Raw genomic sequence first — 15,140 nt, 5'->3', positions numbered from 1 at the left:
CATATCCTCAGCCTGATTGAAAACGCTTGTCAGCCTAGGCGCGAAGTGGAGCGAAGACGCGAATAGAACTAAAGTTCATGAGCGGACGAGCGACACGAGCAACAACGGATGCGAGCGTTTGTCAACAGGCTGAAGGGGCCTCCTCATGGAAGGTCCCTTTTACCGTATAGGAGGAAGAATAGTGAAGAAAATGCTCGTTTTTTCAATGCTTATATTGGTGCTTCTTGTTGGCGCATGCTCGAAAAAAGAAGAGACGTCGAATCATGGTTCGGTGAATGACGGGGAAAGCCCGAGTGAATTCGGTTCAATCGACCACGGCGTAGATGAAAATAAAGTAGGCTTCAACATGTCTGGCGACACAATCGAAGAGGCTGCAAACGTGCCGGCGGATGAAAAAGAGCTGATCATGCAATCATTCGACACGTATATCCATGCATTTAACGATCAGAATATCGATGAATATATGGACACGCTGTCCGAGAAGCCGAAGAGCTTCAATCTTGATGAAGAGCGTGAATACATTGAAAGCGTATTTGAACAATATGAACTATCCCGCGAAGCTAAGGACACTACGATTGTGAAATTTGATGAGGAGACGGGTGAAGCCCAAGTGTTCGCAAACTTGTTGACGAAGATGAAACAGAAGTCCACCGGCTTAGAGACGAACCGTGATGGCAGGCAAGTGACCGTCTTTACAAAAGAGGGCGGAGAATGGAAAGTAAACTCCGTTTATTATATGGAAGAACAGAAATAACGTTTATTTACAATTAAATGTCCACAGACTTAAACTGCCCAAGCGAGCCGGGCAGTTTTTTTATTCTTTTTTTAACAAATAATTTTTATTCGCGACTCGAGTTGCTTGGAGTGGAAGGCGGCGACTCCAGCGAAAGCCGTTACGAAGAACGGCTTTTGCGAGCACAAGCGTAGCGTTGCGAGCAGGATATGTAGGCTGCCTTAATTTCTGCAAAAGGCGCAGAAATACGGCAAATCGAACCCTTCGCTGTTCGATTGGAAAGCGTCCGCCTGCAACGGAAAGTAACGGCTTTTACGTTACGAATCGGTTAAAATTACCTTCCCTCACCATATTGCTTTCTGAAAATGAAGAAGGTATAATGGGAACAAATGTTCCTTTTGAAGGGAGGAAACCGTAATGCCTTTAATTCCAGCGAAGGCATTGCCCCATTTTGAAAACATGATCTACTTGCCGATGGTTCTCATCGTATTGCAGCGCGACCGGGAACTGTTCGAAAAAGGCCCGTTCAAATTGAAGGGCCCTTATTTGAAAATGGTCGACGCCACGATGAAACAAGTCCAAAGTGAACTGCAAGAAACGACATTTTTTTTGCGACGCAATAATATGAAAGTAATCCGGAAAACGAGGGATAGTATGTTCACGGAATACATTTTCATTAATGGCGGCTATGAAGACCACCGTCGCTATTTAAATGTCCGGCTTCGCAACCGGACGGAAGAATTATTGGACTTGTATTTTACAACGTCGGGAAATCATTCGGCGGGTCATTAGGCGGAAACAGAAAGGAAGTACGGCCGTAATTCCTCTGCCTCTTCAAGAAATCCCTCTCAAGTAATTTGGCCAAAGCATATTGCCGGTTCATCGTCGGGACTGAAATGTCCAGTTTGTACTTTTTTCCATTCTCCAATGTGACGGAAGTGCCTAAGCCGTCAGCTTCATAAAAATCGATCGCGTGGTAGGAAAGCCATACATTTTGATCCGCTGAAGGAGATAATGTCGGAATGAATATGAATGGAATGCCGAAAGCGTTTGCCAACAGAAAAGGTGCTTTCTGCTTATTATCCCCAAATAATCGTCTGGCCGTACTCATGACGGTTGCATAACTGGAGCCATAGTAAGTGCAGGAACCGGTCATAATATGTAGCGGTTTTTTTGGAACGATCACTATCTTGTCCCGCTCAATAACCCTTGTGAAAATCTTATTGCCCTCTTCCTTCGGTTGCAACATGAGGGTATCATGCGAAATATAGTATCTTGGTTCGAATTCAGTCAAATCCACTTCCCCCTATCCTATTAATTCCATCCCATCCCTCAACTAGTATTATAGGATACAAAAATAGAAAAACAAGTCTTTTAAATGAATAATTAGAACTATTCAATAAAAATCTTGCTTCGGAAGAAAAAACCCCCGTCACCAAACGGGGGAGGGAATCGTTTATTCAGCTTGATAATCCAATGCGGCAGCTCCAAGTGTTTTCGCTGCAATCAGCATCGCTTGTTCCTCAAAATCGAATTTCGGATGGTGATGAGGATATGTTTCAGCTGGCTGGGCACCGGTGAAGAAGAATGTGCCGGGCACTTTTTCCAAATAGTACGCGAAGTCTTCTCCGCCCATTTGCGGTTTGCTTTCCACGACATGCTCAACGCCAGGAACTGATTCTGCAACACGTTTCAAGTGCTCGGTTTCTTCTTTATGGTTCACGACGGCAGGGTAGCCGCGGAAATAGTCGAATCGGATTTCGCAATCATTGGCGAGTGCCGTACCTTCCACGACTCGAGCCATTTCTCGCTCCATCATGTCGCGGACGCCGGGATCGAATGTGCGCACAGTGCCGCCTAGCTTTGCGGAATCGGCGATAACATTGAAAGCGTTATCCGCAACGAATGAACCGACGGACAATACAGCCGATTCGATCGGGTCAACGCGGCGGGACACGAGCTGCTGCAAGTTCATGACGAGCTGCGCTCCGATGACGATAGCATCCTTCGTCTGGTGCGGAGCCGCTCCGTGGCCTCCCGCGCCTTGAATCGTGATTTCAAATCGGTCGGCAGCCGCCATGACCGGTCCTGTTAAATATTCGATAGTTTTAAAGGGGATAAGCGACCAAAGATGTGTGCCGAAAATTACGTCGACACCATCGAGGCAACCGTCCTCGATCATTGAAATGGCCCCTCCTGGAGCAAATTCCTCGGCGTGTTGATGAATGAAGACATATTCCCCTGCGAGATCCTCACGCAACTCGTGGAACACCTTCGCCAATTGCAGCAATGCCGCAGTATGGCCGTCATGTCCACAAGCATGCATGACGCCGGGCACTGTCGATTTGTAAGGGACGTCTTTTTCGTCCTGGATTGGCAATGCATCGAAATCGGCACGCAAAGCGATCGTTTTGCCGGGACGCGCTCCTTTGACACGGGCGACTACGCCGTTGCCGCCGACGCCTGCACGTACATCGACGCCGAGATCTGCGTAAAAATCATGGATGTATTGCGCAGTTTTTTCCTCTTTAAAAGATAATTCCGGGTGCATATGCAGATGTCTGCGGATGACGACCATTTCTTCATAAGCACAATCCAACTTCTCGAACAGTTGCTCATTCATTCAATTACCCCTCTCGAAACGCATTATTTATACATTCATAATTATAACAATACGATTCGAGGGCCGCAATCCGATCAACGTATCATTCTTCGTCATCCGTTTTCGCAGTATATGTCGTAATATAAGAAGCACTGGAAAAAATATGTGTCGTGTTGCCTGCGAATTCTTTCATGTCGACCGATAGAGGCGAGGACTTGAATACCTGCGAATGTTTCCAACGGTCATAGTCGACCGCTTCCTCCCATTCGGTCATGACGATATATGTGTCCGAGTCGAGCGGTCGAAGCAGGCGGTAAGCGATGAACCCTTTCTGGCTTTCGATCCGGTCGTCCCTTGAGGAAAAACGGTGTTCGAAGACAGGTCGTCCTTCATCCGTAACGGGAACGTTATTGTAGACGAAATAGCCATCTTCCTTCAGTGAGCCGGCGGAGCTGATCACTTCATACCGTCTCGGCGATTGGAAGACAGACTTCCCGTCAGTTTCATGCAATAGGAGCGACTGGCCGCCGCCGTGCATGAGAATCATTTTTTCATTCACATGACGCTTTTGGAGCTTCTCCATGAAATCTCTTGTTCCGGTCGTCAAATACATATACATTCCGAAAACCTCCTGCCAAAAATAAGTACTACTCATATTTTCCCTTAACGGAACAATTAAAACAAACAATGTCTAATTGATGGCGGCGTTGAAAAAAAGTGCGCACAATTTGATGACAATTCGGGTCAATCACTATACATTCCAAGGGGAAACGTCTATATTTGAAAGCGAATAAGTGAACTTCGATAATTATTATAAAGAAAGTGGGAATCGATTTATGACAACATTTAACGATACACTGCTTCGTGCTGCTAGAGGAGAAAAAATCGACCATACACCGGTTTGGTTCATGAGGCAGGCGGGCCGTTCTCAGCCTGAATACCGCAAAATTAAAGAGAAGTATTCATTAGAAGAGATTACACATCAGCCGGAGCTTTGCGCTTACGTGACAAAGCTGCCTGTCGACCAATACAATGTCGACGCGGCGATTTTGTATAAAGATATTGTAACGCCACTTCCAGGAATCGGAGTGGATGTAAAAATAAAAGCGGGCGTCGGCCCTGTCATTTCAAATCCGATCCGCTCGGTACAAGACGTCCATAATCTCGGAGAGCTTTCGCCGGAGGATGATATTCCTTTCGTCATCGATACGATTAAAATCTTGAAAGAGCAATTGAATGTACCTTTGATCGGCTTCGCTGGAGCTCCATTCACATTGGCAAGCTATATGATAGAGGGAGGCCCGTCAAAAAGCTATAATTTGACGAAATCCTTCATGGTGTCAGAGCCTGAAGCTTGGTTTGCACTTATGAATAAATTAGGGGATACGATCATTACATCGATTAAAGCACAAGTTGCAGCGGGAGCAGCGGCTATCCAAGTGTTTGATTCATGGGTTGGCGCATTGAACGTTTCGGATTATAGAATCTTCATCAAGCCTGTCATGACACGCATTTTCAATGAACTTCGCGAATTGAATGTGCCGTTAATCACATTTGGTGTCGGGGCAAGCCATTTGGCAAACGAATGGCATGACCTTCCAGTTGACGTCGTCGGCTTGGATTGGCGTTTATCAGTCAAGGAAGCCGGGGAAAGAGGATTAACGAAGACATTGCAAGGTAACTTGGATCCTGCATTGCTACTGGCGGATTGGGACATCATCGAGGAGCGTGCGAAAGTGATCGTAGAACAAGGCGTCGAGCACGGCAGCCATATTTTCAACCTCGGTCACGGTGTGTTCCCAGAAGTACAGCCAGCAACATTGAAACGATTGACAGAGTTCGTTCACGAATATAGCGCGCAACTTCGTAAATAAATTGCAAATAAAAGAGGTGCAACTGATGACAAAAAGGAAAATGGCACTTTTAGTCATGGCGTACGGAACGCCATACAAGGAAGAGGATATCTTACCGTACTACACGCATATCCGGCGCGGCCGTCCGCCAGCACCGGAACAATTGGAAGATCTGAAGGCCCGTTATCAAGCGATCGGCGGCATTTCCCCGCTCGCGAAAATAACGGAAAACCAGGCGAATGCACTTGGCGACCGTCTGAATGCGATGCAGGATGAAATCGAATTCAGCGTCTATGTCGGCTTGAAGCATATTACGCCATTCGTCGAAGAAGCAGTGGAACAGATGGAGGCGGATGGAATTACAGAAGCGGTGTCGATCGTATTGGCGCCACATTATTCTTCGTTCTCCGTGAAATCATATAATGAACGCGCGAAGGAAGAAGCCGAGAAGCACGGCATTTCCATGACGTCGGTCGAGAGCTGGTACAAGCAGCCGAAATTCATCGAATACTGGTCGGAAAAAATCCGCAGCACGTACGCTAGCATGAGCGATGCAGAACGTGAAAAAGCGTGCCTCGTCGTTTCGGCGCACTCGCTTCCTGAAAAGATCAAGCAATTCGGGGATCCGTATCCGGAGCAATTGGATGAGACTGCGAAATTGATTGCGGAAGCGGCAGAAGTGGAACATTATGCAGTCGGCTGGCAAAGTGAAGGGCAAACGGGCGAGCCGTGGCTCGGACCGGACGTCCAGGATCTGACACGCGACTTGCATGAAAAAGAAGGCTATAAAACATTCGTCTATACGCCGGTCGGCTTCGTTTCGGACCACTTGGAAGTCCTATACGACAACGACTACGAGTGTAAAGTCGTATGCGATGAAATCGGTGCATCGTATTACCGTCCGGCTATGCCGAATACGGACTCACTATTCATTAGCTCAATGGCAGATGCTGTTCTTGAACAATTGAAAGAAGCCTAATGGCAGCTAGGAAGTGATGACATGAATGAACAGAAGAAAAGGGTCGTCATCGTCGGTGGAGGGATCACCGGCCTTTCCGCAGCGTTTTATATGCAAAAAGCGGCACGTGAACAAAACTTGCCGATTGAAGTGATGTTGATCGAAGCGACGAATCGGCTAGGCGGGAAAATCCAGACGGTCCGCCGTGACGGCTTTGTCATCGAACGGGGACCGGACAGTTTCCTCATCCGAAAGAAAAGCATGGATACGTTCGCGAAAGATCTCGGCATTGGCGGCGATCTCGTGCGCAATGCGACGGGACAAGCGTATATCCTCGTGAATGGCCGGTTGCAGCCGATTCCGGGCGGCTCCGTCATGGGCATTCCGACGAAAGTCGGCCCGTTCTTGAAATCGGACCTGTTTTCATTGGCAGGCAAACTGAGGGCGGCAGGGGATTTCGTCTTGCCGCGTTCAGGGGTTGAAGGGGACCAGTCACTCGGCCACTTCTTCCGCCGCCGATTCGGGACGGAAATCGTCGAAAACCTCATCGAGCCGCTATTATCGGGAGTGTATGCGGGCGATATCGACCATATGAGCCTGCAATCGACGTTTCCACAATTTTACGAAGTCGAAAAGAAACACCGCAGCCTCATCCTCGGCATGAAGAAGACGACGCCGAAGCAAGTACCGCAGAAGAATGGTCATGGCGCCTCCCAAAAAGGGGCGTTCCATTCACTCCTGAACGGGCTTGAATCGATTGTCGAAGCGGCGGAACAGCATATGGAACCCGGCACGGTGAGAAAAGGGATCCGCATCGATAGCATTTCCAAGCAGGGAAATCAAAACGTCCTGAAGCTGAACAACGGTGAAACGGTCATCGCCGATTCTGTCATTTTGACGACAGGTCATATGGCGGCAAGCCAACTGTTCGCTTCCCACGGACTGCTTGAAGGGTTAAAGGAAATCCATACGACTTCCGTCGCAACAGTCGCACTCGCATTTCCGGAGGAGCATGTTGTCCAAGATATGGAAGGGACCGGTTTCCTCGTCTCCCGGAGCAGCGATTACTCCATTACCGCATGCACATGGGTGTCTCGGAAATGGCCGACGTCGACGCCTGAAGGGAAAGTTCTATTGCGTGCGTTTGTCGGACGGGTAGGGGAAGATGCGATCGTTGATTTGCCGGATGACGAAATCGAGCGGATCGTCCTCGAAGATCTCGGGAAGATCATTCCGATCAAAGGCAAACCGGACTTCACGGTCATTACACGGTTCAAGGAAGACCGCCCGCAATACCGGGTCGGACACCGCCAAAGGATCGATGCTGCCCGCGCAGAATTGAAAGAGGCTTTCCCGAACGTCAAATTGGCAGGCGCCTCTTATGACGGCGTCGGACTGCCGGACTGCGTCGATCAAGGTAAAGCGGCCGTGGAAGAAGTCATTGCGGATCTATTTACGAATTAAATCTTAAAGTCCGCTACCCGCGGACTTTTTCAATTGGAAGGAATTTTGTATGAAAAAGATACTAGTAATCATTAGTACAGCAATCCTATTGTCTGCTTGTTCCATCGGAAACAAATGGGACAATCCGATGCCGGAGGAAGGGTTCCTCATCATCGGGCACCGCGGCGCATCGGCTTACGAACCGGAAAATACGCTGCCAGCCTTCGAGCTCGCGGAAGATCTCAATGCCGATTACGTAGAGCTTGACGTCCATTTGACGAAGGACGGGGAATTGATCGTCATGCATGACGATGACGTGAAACGAACGACAGAAGCAGCCGGGAAGATAAAGGATTTCACATTGGCCGAACTGAAACAGCTGACCGCGGATGAGAAGAAAGGCGAGAAAATCGCCGTCAGCGGCAGAGACGAAGAGGCGTATGAAATCCCGACGTTGCGTGAAGTGGTCGAACAGTTGAAAGGAGACCTTCGCTTTGTCATCGAGTTGAAAGATGCGGAGCAATACCCGGGTATCGAAGAGGAATTGGTCCGTCTCTTGAAGGAGCAGGGATTAACCGGTATCGACGCCAAAGGGTATCCGAAAGCGGTCATCCTCTCATTCGACAAGAAGGCGTTGAAGCAAGTGCATAAGATCGACCCTGAGATTCCGTTGATTCAATTGATCTCCTTCGACGAAGGGGAGGAAGCGGAACTAACGAAGAAGGAATTGAAGGATATTCTATCGTACGCTTCAGGCATCAACGTGAGCTACGAAGCATTGACGCCTCCTTTCGTCAACTCGATGCACGACGAGGGTCTCGCGGTATATGCTTACACGGTGAATGACGCCGAAGCCGCCTTGCGGTTGAAAGCGATGGGCGTCAACGGCATCGCTACGGACGAACCCGACTTATTGGGTGAATGAAAACAGCTGAGATATTGCATCTCAGCTGTTTTACTGTTTTACTTTTTATAGGATGTTGCATTCATCACATTTATTGCTGTAGCATTCGTGCTGTTCCTCGATTTCTTTTCCGCATTCAGCACATGTTTTAGCAGGCAGGTTCTTGAAAAACTCAATGACATTCTCCAGCATCGGTGTTCCCCCCCCTGTTCTTTTGTACTAATACTAAATGGGCGATAGTCTATTGTGATATAACAGCGTCGGCAAAAAAATTAGATGATGTTACACTCATCGCATTTATTACTGTAGCATTCGTGCTGTTCCTCGATTTCTTTTCCACAAGTGGCACAGGTTTTGGCAGGCAGTTTCTTGAAAAACTCAATGACATTCTCCAGCATCGTGTTCCCTCCTGTTCTTATTGTACTAATACTAAATGGGCAAATAGTCTATTGTGATATAACAGCATTGGTAAAAAAATTAGACGATATTGCACTCGTCACATTTATTGCTATAGCATTCGTGCTTCTCTTCGATTTCATTTCCACAAACGTCACAGGCTTTGGCAGGCAGGTTTCTGAAAAACTCTACGATACTCTCGACCATTTCATCATCCTCCTATTGTTCTATAACTAAATTTGTTAGAATGATTGTATTATAACAGCTAATCAAATGTCAACACTTTTCTGTTCATTTCGGATAAAATAGAAATGAATTCATTTACATAGGGAGCGATTATTGTGTATTTCGTTGATAATAAAGGCATTACAGATCCAAGGATCAACCTTGCGATCGAAGAGTATGTATTGAGAAATATGGACGTCGACAAAGATCCGTTTCTGTTGTTCTATATCAACGAACCGTCGATCATTATCGGCAAGAACCAAAATACAGTCGAGGAGATCAATACCGAATACGTCGATGCGAACGGCATCCACGTCGTCCGGAGGCTTTCAGGCGGAGGCGCCGTTTATCATGACTTAGGGAACCTCAATTACAGCTTCATTACGAAAGATGATGGAGAATCGTTCCGCAACTTCAAGAAGTTCACCGAACCGGTCATCAAGGCGCTGGCGGACATGGGTGTCAAAGCCGAATTGCTCGGGCGCAACGACATTCTTGTCGAAGGGCGTAAAGTTTCGGGCAACGCGCAATTTGCTACGCAAGGTCGCATGTTCACCCACGGAACGTTAATGTTCGATACGGAAATCGAGCGTGTTGTGTCTGCTTTAAAAGTGAAGAAGGACAAAATCGAATCGAAGGGAATCAAATCGATTCGCAGCCGTGTCGCGAACATTTCGGAATTCATCGAAGAGCCGATGACGATTGAACAATTCCGCATGGAAATCCTGAAGTCGATTTTCGAAGGCGAAGAGAATATCCAGTATTGGGAACTGACCGACGAGGACTGGGATAACATTCGTGCGTTGTCAGCAGAACGTTACGGAAACTGGGACTGGAACTACGGTAAATCCCCGAAATTCAATATGCAGCATTCCCATCGCTTCCCAGTAGGCGGCATCGATGTGCGCCTGCAAGTTGAAAAAGGGAAAATTGATGACGTCAGCATTTATGGTGACTTTTTCGGCGTCGGCGATGTGGCGGTTGTTGAGGACAGTTTGAAAAACGGTCAATATGATCGCGAATCCATCACGAAAGCGCTCGATGCAGTCGATATCCCGACGCTGCTGGGTGGCATTACGAAAGAGGAATTTATCAATTTAATCTATTGAGTTCAAAACCGGTGCATAGCCGGTTTTTTCTTTTGTCGTATTATATGCAGGAAAGATTGGGGGAGTGTAGTCAATGGAATGGGTCTGGTTATTGATAAATTTAACCATTAATTTAATGGGCAAGCGGTGATAAAGTCTGTCTGAACGGTGATAAACTCCGCCTAAGCGGTGATAAATTCGGGAATCGATGGTATCAGGCTGAGAATCGGTGGTAAAGCCTCTCGAGTCGGTGATAACCCTTTTTCAAGCAATTCCCAGTGCCTTCCGAGCGTCTACTCCATTTTTGCGATATAATAGTTGGAATAACGAAGGGGGAATTTGCGATGAGGAACCATCGTATCTTCATTGTTGAGGACGATAAAAAAATTGCGCGGCTGCTCGCGGATACGTTGCGCAAGTATCAATATGACGTAGCAATCGTGGAGGATTTTGATAATGTGGAGACGGAATGTACGGCGTTCGATCCGCATTTGATCCTGCTCGACATCAATCTGCCTTCATACGACGGCTATTATTGGTGCAGGCAGCTTCGGCAGACGACGACGTGCCCGATCATTTTCATCTCGGCGCGGTCAGGCGATATGGACCAAGTGTTTGCGCTCGAAAACGGTGGAGATGATTTCATAACGAAACCTTTCCATTACGAGATCGTCCTTGCGAAGATCAGAAGTCATTTGAGAAGGGCGTTCGGGGAATATGCGCCGAGCCAAGGAGAGCGCACGGTGAAGCTCGGTTCGCTCGAGCTGTTCATCGAACGTATGGAGCTCCATTTGCGCGAAGAGGAAATTCCGCTCCAGAAGAAGGAGTGCGTCATCCTTGAGCTGCTGATGGACGCGTCGCCGAAAGTTGTGTCGCGGGAAACACTGCTTGAAGAATTATGGGACGACCAGTCGTTTGTCGATGAAAATACGCTCAATGTGAATATGACGCGCGTGCGGAAAAAACTTGCGGATTATGACGTACAATCGGTCATCGAGACGGTCCGCGGGTTAGGCTACCGGTTCCTGCTTGCGCCGGAGGAATCATGAAGCAGATTGTTTTATTCCTAAAAGAGCATTTATCGTGGATCATCTTCGAAATGCTCCTCGTGGCATTCATTCTCGTCTTGTATTGGCTGGACGGCTTCCGGGGGCTTAATACGGCAATTTATTCGATCATTATGAGCTTGCTGCTGACGGCAGGCTTCCTTGTCGGGAAATTCATTACCCGGCGCCCGTATTACGAGGCGATTTTACGAAAACCGGAAAAGATGGAAGATGCGCTCATCCGAAAAGTGTTGACGACCGAACAACTCCAATCGGCGAAGTTCATGCGCGATTTGTATGGGCTGTATCAAGCTGAAGTGCAATCACTATACGCATCTCAGCATCGACAGCTCCAATTCGTAAATCAATGGGTGCACCAGATGAAAACTCCGATTTCCGTCATCAACTTGCTGCTCCAAGAAGATGGTGTGCTGGATAAGCGGAGTATTAGCGAAGAAATGGATAAAATCCAGCGAGGACTCGATATCGTGCTCCTTAATGCGCGGCTTGAAACGTTTGAGGAAGACATGCAGATTGAAAGGGTCGTATTAAAGACTCTCATCCAGCAGGTAGTAACGGACCATAAGCGTCTGTTCATAACAAATGGCGTGTTTCCGGTCATATCAATTGATGAGTCGCTAGTCGTCGCGACGGATCCAAAATGGATGAAACTCGCCATCGGACAGTTCATTACGAATGCTGTGAAATATACGTTTGAAAAAGGAAAGCGCCTTTATCTGTCAGCAAAACAGACCGCTATAGGCTTCGAGCTCACAATTCGCGATGAAGGGGTCGGCATTCCGGCATCCGACCTGAAACGTGTGACGAAGGCGTTCTTTACGGGTGAAAATGGTCGGCTGACCGGTGAATCGACAGGAATGGGACTGTACATCGCCGATGAGGTCTGTTTGAAGCTCGGCCATCCATTGACGATTGAATCCGAAGTGGGGCAAGGAACTTCCGTCAAGATACTGTTTACAAATGGAGAGATAGGTGAAGCGGATGAAGAACTCGATCGTGGAAATGGAGCAAGTGACGAAGATCTATGAAGGGAAAGTGATGCACCGCGCGTTGAACCGTCTTGACTTCGAGGCGGAAGAGGGCGAGTTCATCGCGATCATGGGGCCTTCGGGGAGCGGGAAGACGACGTTGTTGAACATCATTTCGACGATCGACATGCCGACATACGGGCGTGTCATGATTGACGGCATCGAGCCCGAAGCGTTGAATTCGAATGAGCTGGCGCTGTTCAGGCGGCACAACTTCGGCTTCGTCTTCCAGGACATTAATTTGCTCAAAAGTTTGACGGTGGAAGAAAATATCGTCCTTCCGCTCACATTGGACGGATTGCCGATCATGGAGATGCAAAAACGGATCGACAAGTTGGCGGGGCAATTGAGCCTGAAGGAGATCCTCAATAGACGCCCGGATGAGCTGTCGGGAGGGCAGGCGCAAAGGACTGCTGTCGGAAGGGCGCTGATTCATAAGCCGAAGCTTATTTTAGCGGATGAACCGACAGGTAACCTCGATTCAAAATCGGCAAAGGAAGTCCTTGAATTGCTCAGCCTTGTCAATGAAACCGAGCGGACGACGATCATCATGGTGACGCATGATCCGATTGCGGCAAGCTATTGCGACCGCGTGCTGTTCATCAAGGACGGCGAATTTTTCAATGAAATTTACAAGGACGAGCGGCGTCAGACGTTTTTCCAGCGGATATTGAATGTGCTTAGTTTACTTGGAGGGAATGTCCATGATTTGCGGATGCTGTAAGACGGACAGCCGGATAGGGAGGGTTGCATCATGACGTTTCGCCAGTTCGCTTTCCGGAATGTCATGCGCAACCGACGTATTTACGCCGCCTTTTTCATGGCGAGCGTTTTTTCGGTCATGGTGTTTTTCCTTTATTCCATGCTGCTGTTCCATCCGTCGCTCGAGGGCAGTGCGGTGCAGGACATTGCGGTTCTTGGCATGGGCATCGCTGAAATCATCCTATACATATTCACGATGTTCTTCCTGTTTTATTCGATGCGGGCCTTCTTGCAAGCGAGGACGAAGGAGTTCGGCATCCTCCTCCATTTAGGGATGGAAAAGCGGCAGCTGCACCGGCTCATTTTCACAGAAACGCTCATTATCGGCGCGGCATCGATCGGGATCGGCACCTTTTTAGGGTATATGTTTTCGAAGTTTTTCTTTATGGTCGTAAAAAGGATCGTCCTGCTGCCGGCGCTCCCGTTGTATTTATCGTGGGAGCCGTTCGCGCTGACGGTCGGCGCTTTCTTGAGCCTTTTCGTCATCATTTCGTGGGTCGCCCCGGTTTTCATCCGGACAGGGAAGCTCGATGAATTAATTCGCGGTGACAGTGTCGGTAAAGAGCAACACGGCTTTTCAAAATCCCGCGGAGTGATCGGACTCGTGCTCCTCGGACTGTCCTATAGCATGGCTGCTTTTACGTCAAACAGCATCGTCATCGGCCTCATCTTTCTGTTGCCGCCGCTCGCGACGCTCGGCACGTATTTATTTTTCACGGACTCGTTGCCGTTCCTCCTCCATCTGTTCAAAGTGCGGAAAGAATTTTATTGGCGTCATTTTCGATTGCTCGCGATTTCGGAAGGCGTCATCCGGCTGAAGGAGAATGCCCGGATGTTTTTCATTGTGACGATCGTCTCGACCGTCGCATTCATGTCTGTCGGCATTCTCGCATCTCTCACTTCATTCGCTTCCCAATACCGGGAAATGAACCCGCTCGGTCTTGTGTACGAAAGCTTTCCAGGCAATGAAATGGAGCAGGAGCATATTAACCGGCTCGGGTATGAACTGAGGAAGAATGGAATTGACTACACTTACGTGAAATTCCCTGTGCTGCAGCAGAGGTCGACGTTGACGGACTATACCGTTACGATCATTAGGCTTTCGAGTGTCAACAGGTTGGCGAGGTCGTTTGGCTACCAAGCATTTGAATTAAAGGAAGGGGAGGCGTTGTTCCTGCCGCCGACCGTTTCCACATTTGAGCAGTTGAACAAACAATCGGTCAGGACCGTACTAGAGGAAAGCGGCATGACGGTGCGGATTACCGGCGCATACCCGTATCTACTGTTCCCGCCTCATGCGATTGGCACGAACACGATCATTTTGAACGACGCCGATTATGACAAAATCGCGTTGCAAGTCGAGCCGTCGTCCGTCTATCACGCATTTGATATTCCGGACTGGCAAAAGACGAAAAACATCGGACTGACGATCGAGCATTCTGTGACGGAATCGATTCTAATGGGAACACGCGGGAAACTGCATTTCACCTTCGACAACCCCGGGCTGAACTATTCCGTCATACGGACGACGTTCACATTGCTGCTGTTCATTGGATTATTGTTGGCAGGCGTTTTCTTGCTTGCCGCAGGAAGTTTCATCTATTTCCGGCTCTACACGTCGCTCGATAGCGACCGCAAGGAGTTTGATGTGCTTCGGCGCATGGGCATCACCGACAAGGAATTCAAGAAAATCGTCAACCGGCAGCTCATCCCGCAATTTTTCGTTCCATGGGGCGTCGCGCTCGTTCATAGCTCATTTGCGTTCCTATCATTGCAAGTCATCTGGGATGCCCTCGCGGAAATCTCCATCGTCCGCGAGCTCACAATGGTGCTCGTCGGATTTACAGCTTTGCAAGTCATTTATTTCTACCTCATCCGCTGGCGCTATTTAGCCCATATCCGGACACCGGAGAACTTGTAGCCTTCCCTTGAAAACAGGGAAGGCTTTTTTAATACTTTCCTGAAATAAAAAAAGATAATGCACCGAATTAAGAGTTATATAGGTTTTTTAAAAGTATTGTGAACTTTTAATTTTTCCTATATAATAATAGGTGGGTTTAATGAATGGTGGTTCATTTAAG

The 15,140-nt window shown here is 48.2% G+C and carries 17 protein-coding genes; 11 read left to right on the top strand and 6 right to left on the bottom strand.

The features are described 5' to 3' along the window. Nucleotides 1–190: 190 nt before the first annotated feature. Both AB1K89_RS04775 and AB1K89_RS04770 read left to right on the top strand, forming a co-directional pair. Nucleotides 191–754: a nuclear transport factor 2 family protein gene (locus AB1K89_RS04775; RefSeq protein ID WP_489686560.1), complete on the top strand. Its 564-nt coding sequence runs from the start codon at nucleotides 191–193 to the stop codon at nucleotides 752–754. A gap of 396 nt (nucleotides 755–1,150) precedes the next feature. Next, entirely contained in the window at nucleotides 1,151–1,525 is a 375-nt protein-coding gene (locus tag AB1K89_RS04770) for a YhjD family protein (protein WP_413053647.1), read from the top strand. On the opposite strand, the gene AB1K89_RS04765 is transcribed toward AB1K89_RS04770, so the two are convergent. The 3 genes from AB1K89_RS04765 to AB1K89_RS04755 form a co-directional block, all read right to left on the bottom strand. Beyond that, nucleotides 1,491–2,027: a competence protein ComK gene (locus tag AB1K89_RS04765; RefSeq protein ID WP_413053646.1), complete on the bottom strand. Its 537-nt coding sequence runs from the start codon at nucleotides 2,025–2,027 to the stop codon at nucleotides 1,491–1,493. The genes AB1K89_RS04770 and AB1K89_RS04765 overlap by 35 nt on opposite strands. Before the next feature lie 162 nt (nucleotides 2,028–2,189). Continuing rightward, on the bottom strand, nucleotides 2,190–3,356 hold the full coding sequence (locus tag AB1K89_RS04760) for a M20 family metallopeptidase (protein WP_413053645.1): 1,167 nt from the start codon (nucleotides 3,354–3,356) through the stop codon (nucleotides 2,190–2,192). A gap of 82 nt (nucleotides 3,357–3,438) precedes the next feature. After that, nucleotides 3,439–3,954: an antibiotic biosynthesis monooxygenase family protein gene (locus AB1K89_RS04755; protein WP_413053644.1), complete on the bottom strand. Its 516-nt coding sequence runs from the start codon at nucleotides 3,952–3,954 to the stop codon at nucleotides 3,439–3,441. 217 nt (nucleotides 3,955–4,171) lie between these two features. On the opposite strand from AB1K89_RS04755, the gene hemE reads away from it, so the two are divergent. The 4 genes from hemE to AB1K89_RS04735 are packed head-to-tail and all read left to right on the top strand — an operon-like array spanning nucleotide 4,172 to nucleotide 8,514. Continuing rightward, nucleotides 4,172–5,209, top strand: a complete 1,038-nt coding sequence (gene hemE / locus AB1K89_RS04750) for a uroporphyrinogen decarboxylase (protein ID WP_413053643.1) — start codon at nucleotides 4,172–4,174, stop codon at nucleotides 5,207–5,209. A gap of 25 nt (nucleotides 5,210–5,234) precedes the next feature. Then, the gene (gene hemH / locus AB1K89_RS04745; RefSeq protein ID WP_413053642.1) at nucleotides 5,235–6,167 is read left to right on the top strand and encodes a ferrochelatase; all 933 of its coding nucleotides are present in this window, start codon (nucleotides 5,235–5,237) and stop codon (nucleotides 6,165–6,167) included. A 21-nt stretch (nucleotides 6,168–6,188) separates the two neighbouring features. Beyond that, complete coding sequence (gene hemY, locus AB1K89_RS04740) at nucleotides 6,189–7,610, top strand: protoporphyrinogen oxidase (protein ID WP_413053641.1); 1,422 nt, start codon at nucleotides 6,189–6,191, stop codon at nucleotides 7,608–7,610. Nucleotides 7,611–7,659: 49 nt separating this feature from the next. After that, nucleotides 7,660–8,514: a glycerophosphodiester phosphodiesterase gene (locus AB1K89_RS04735; protein WP_413053640.1), complete on the top strand. Its 855-nt coding sequence runs from the start codon at nucleotides 7,660–7,662 to the stop codon at nucleotides 8,512–8,514. 45 nt (nucleotides 8,515–8,559) lie between these two features. Here the strand turns inward: AB1K89_RS04735 and yhfH (AB1K89_RS04730) are convergent, their stop codons facing one another. The 3 genes from yhfH (AB1K89_RS04730) to yhfH (AB1K89_RS04720) form a co-directional block, all read right to left on the bottom strand. Then, nucleotides 8,560–8,685, bottom strand: coding sequence for a protein YhfH (gene yhfH, locus AB1K89_RS04730; RefSeq protein ID WP_252502348.1), 126 nt, complete (start codon nucleotides 8,683–8,685; stop codon nucleotides 8,560–8,562). 80 nt (nucleotides 8,686–8,765) lie between these two features. Beyond that, entirely contained in the window at nucleotides 8,766–8,891 is a 126-nt protein-coding gene (gene yhfH, locus AB1K89_RS04725) for a protein YhfH (RefSeq protein WP_413053639.1), read from the bottom strand. A gap of 79 nt (nucleotides 8,892–8,970) precedes the next feature. After that, nucleotides 8,971–9,096, bottom strand: coding sequence for a protein YhfH (yhfH, locus tag AB1K89_RS04720; RefSeq protein WP_413053638.1), 126 nt, complete (start codon nucleotides 9,094–9,096; stop codon nucleotides 8,971–8,973). Between the two features lie 134 nt (nucleotides 9,097–9,230). Here yhfH (AB1K89_RS04720) and lplA point away from each other — a divergent pair, with 134 nt between their 5' ends. The 5 genes from lplA to AB1K89_RS04695 all read left to right on the top strand — a co-directional run bounded on the left by lplA (nucleotide 9,231) and on the right by AB1K89_RS04695 (nucleotide 14,980). Beyond that, nucleotides 9,231–10,223, top strand: coding sequence for a lipoate--protein ligase (gene lplA, locus AB1K89_RS04715; RefSeq protein WP_413053637.1), 993 nt, complete (start codon nucleotides 9,231–9,233; stop codon nucleotides 10,221–10,223). 323 nt (nucleotides 10,224–10,546) lie between these two features. Next, on the top strand, nucleotides 10,547–11,251 hold the full coding sequence (locus AB1K89_RS04710; RefSeq protein ID WP_413053636.1) for a response regulator transcription factor: 705 nt from the start codon (nucleotides 10,547–10,549) through the stop codon (nucleotides 11,249–11,251). After that, nucleotides 11,248–12,297 (top strand): sensor histidine kinase, encoded by a 1,050-nt coding sequence (locus AB1K89_RS04705; RefSeq protein ID WP_413053635.1) that lies wholly within the window; start codon nucleotides 11,248–11,250, stop codon nucleotides 12,295–12,297. The genes AB1K89_RS04710 and AB1K89_RS04705 overlap by 4 nt, the downstream gene beginning before the upstream one ends. Next, the gene (locus tag AB1K89_RS04700) at nucleotides 12,251–13,021 is read left to right on the top strand and encodes an ABC transporter ATP-binding protein (protein WP_413053634.1); all 771 of its coding nucleotides are present in this window, start codon (nucleotides 12,251–12,253) and stop codon (nucleotides 13,019–13,021) included. Before AB1K89_RS04705 ends, AB1K89_RS04700 begins: the two co-directional genes overlap by 47 nt. Nucleotides 13,022–13,051: 30 nt before the next feature. Further along, a complete protein-coding gene (locus AB1K89_RS04695; protein ID WP_413053633.1) occupies nucleotides 13,052–14,980 on the top strand; it encodes an FtsX-like permease family protein in 1,929 nt (642 codons plus the stop codon). Nucleotides 14,981–15,140: the final 160 nt, after the last annotated feature.

Source organism: Sporosarcina pasadenensis (assembly GCF_047228845.1).
GTDB lineage: Bacteria > Bacillota > Bacilli > Bacillales_A > Planococcaceae > Sporosarcina.
Note: the sequence above shows the minus strand (reverse complement) of the source record. Positions and strands in the feature narration are given on the sequence as shown.

Coding starts and splice junctions, on each gene's coding strand:
- AB1K89_RS04775 (WP_489686560.1), top strand. CDS start 191: ATGCTCGTTTTTTCAATGCTTATATTGGTGCTTCTTGTTGGCGCATGC.
- AB1K89_RS04770 (WP_413053647.1), top strand. CDS start 1,151: ATGCCTTTAATTCCAGCGAAGGCATTGCCCCATTTTGAAAACATGATC.
- AB1K89_RS04760 (WP_413053645.1), bottom strand. CDS start 3,356: ATGAATGAGCAACTGTTCGAGAAGTTGGATTGTGCTTATGAAGAAATG.
- AB1K89_RS04755 (WP_413053644.1), bottom strand. CDS start 3,954: ATGTATATGTATTTGACGACCGGAACAAGAGATTTCATGGAGAAGCTC.
- hemE (WP_413053643.1), top strand. CDS start 4,172: ATGACAACATTTAACGATACACTGCTTCGTGCTGCTAGAGGAGAAAAA.
- hemH (WP_413053642.1), top strand. CDS start 5,235: ATGACAAAAAGGAAAATGGCACTTTTAGTCATGGCGTACGGAACGCCA.
- hemY (WP_413053641.1), top strand. CDS start 6,189: ATGAATGAACAGAAGAAAAGGGTCGTCATCGTCGGTGGAGGGATCACC.
- AB1K89_RS04735 (WP_413053640.1), top strand. CDS start 7,660: ATGAAAAAGATACTAGTAATCATTAGTACAGCAATCCTATTGTCTGCT.
- yhfH (WP_252502348.1), bottom strand. CDS start 8,685: ATGCTGGAGAATGTCATTGAGTTTTTCAAGAACCTGCCTGCTAAAACA.
- yhfH (WP_413053639.1), bottom strand. CDS start 8,891: ATGCTGGAGAATGTCATTGAGTTTTTCAAGAAACTGCCTGCCAAAACC.
- yhfH (WP_413053638.1), bottom strand. CDS start 9,096: ATGGTCGAGAGTATCGTAGAGTTTTTCAGAAACCTGCCTGCCAAAGCC.
- AB1K89_RS04710 (WP_413053636.1), top strand. CDS start 10,547: ATGAGGAACCATCGTATCTTCATTGTTGAGGACGATAAAAAAATTGCG.
- AB1K89_RS04705 (WP_413053635.1), top strand. CDS start 11,248: ATGAAGCAGATTGTTTTATTCCTAAAAGAGCATTTATCGTGGATCATC.
- AB1K89_RS04700 (WP_413053634.1), top strand. CDS start 12,251: ATGAAGAACTCGATCGTGGAAATGGAGCAAGTGACGAAGATCTATGAA.
- AB1K89_RS04695 (WP_413053633.1), top strand. CDS start 13,052: ATGACGTTTCGCCAGTTCGCTTTCCGGAATGTCATGCGCAACCGACGT.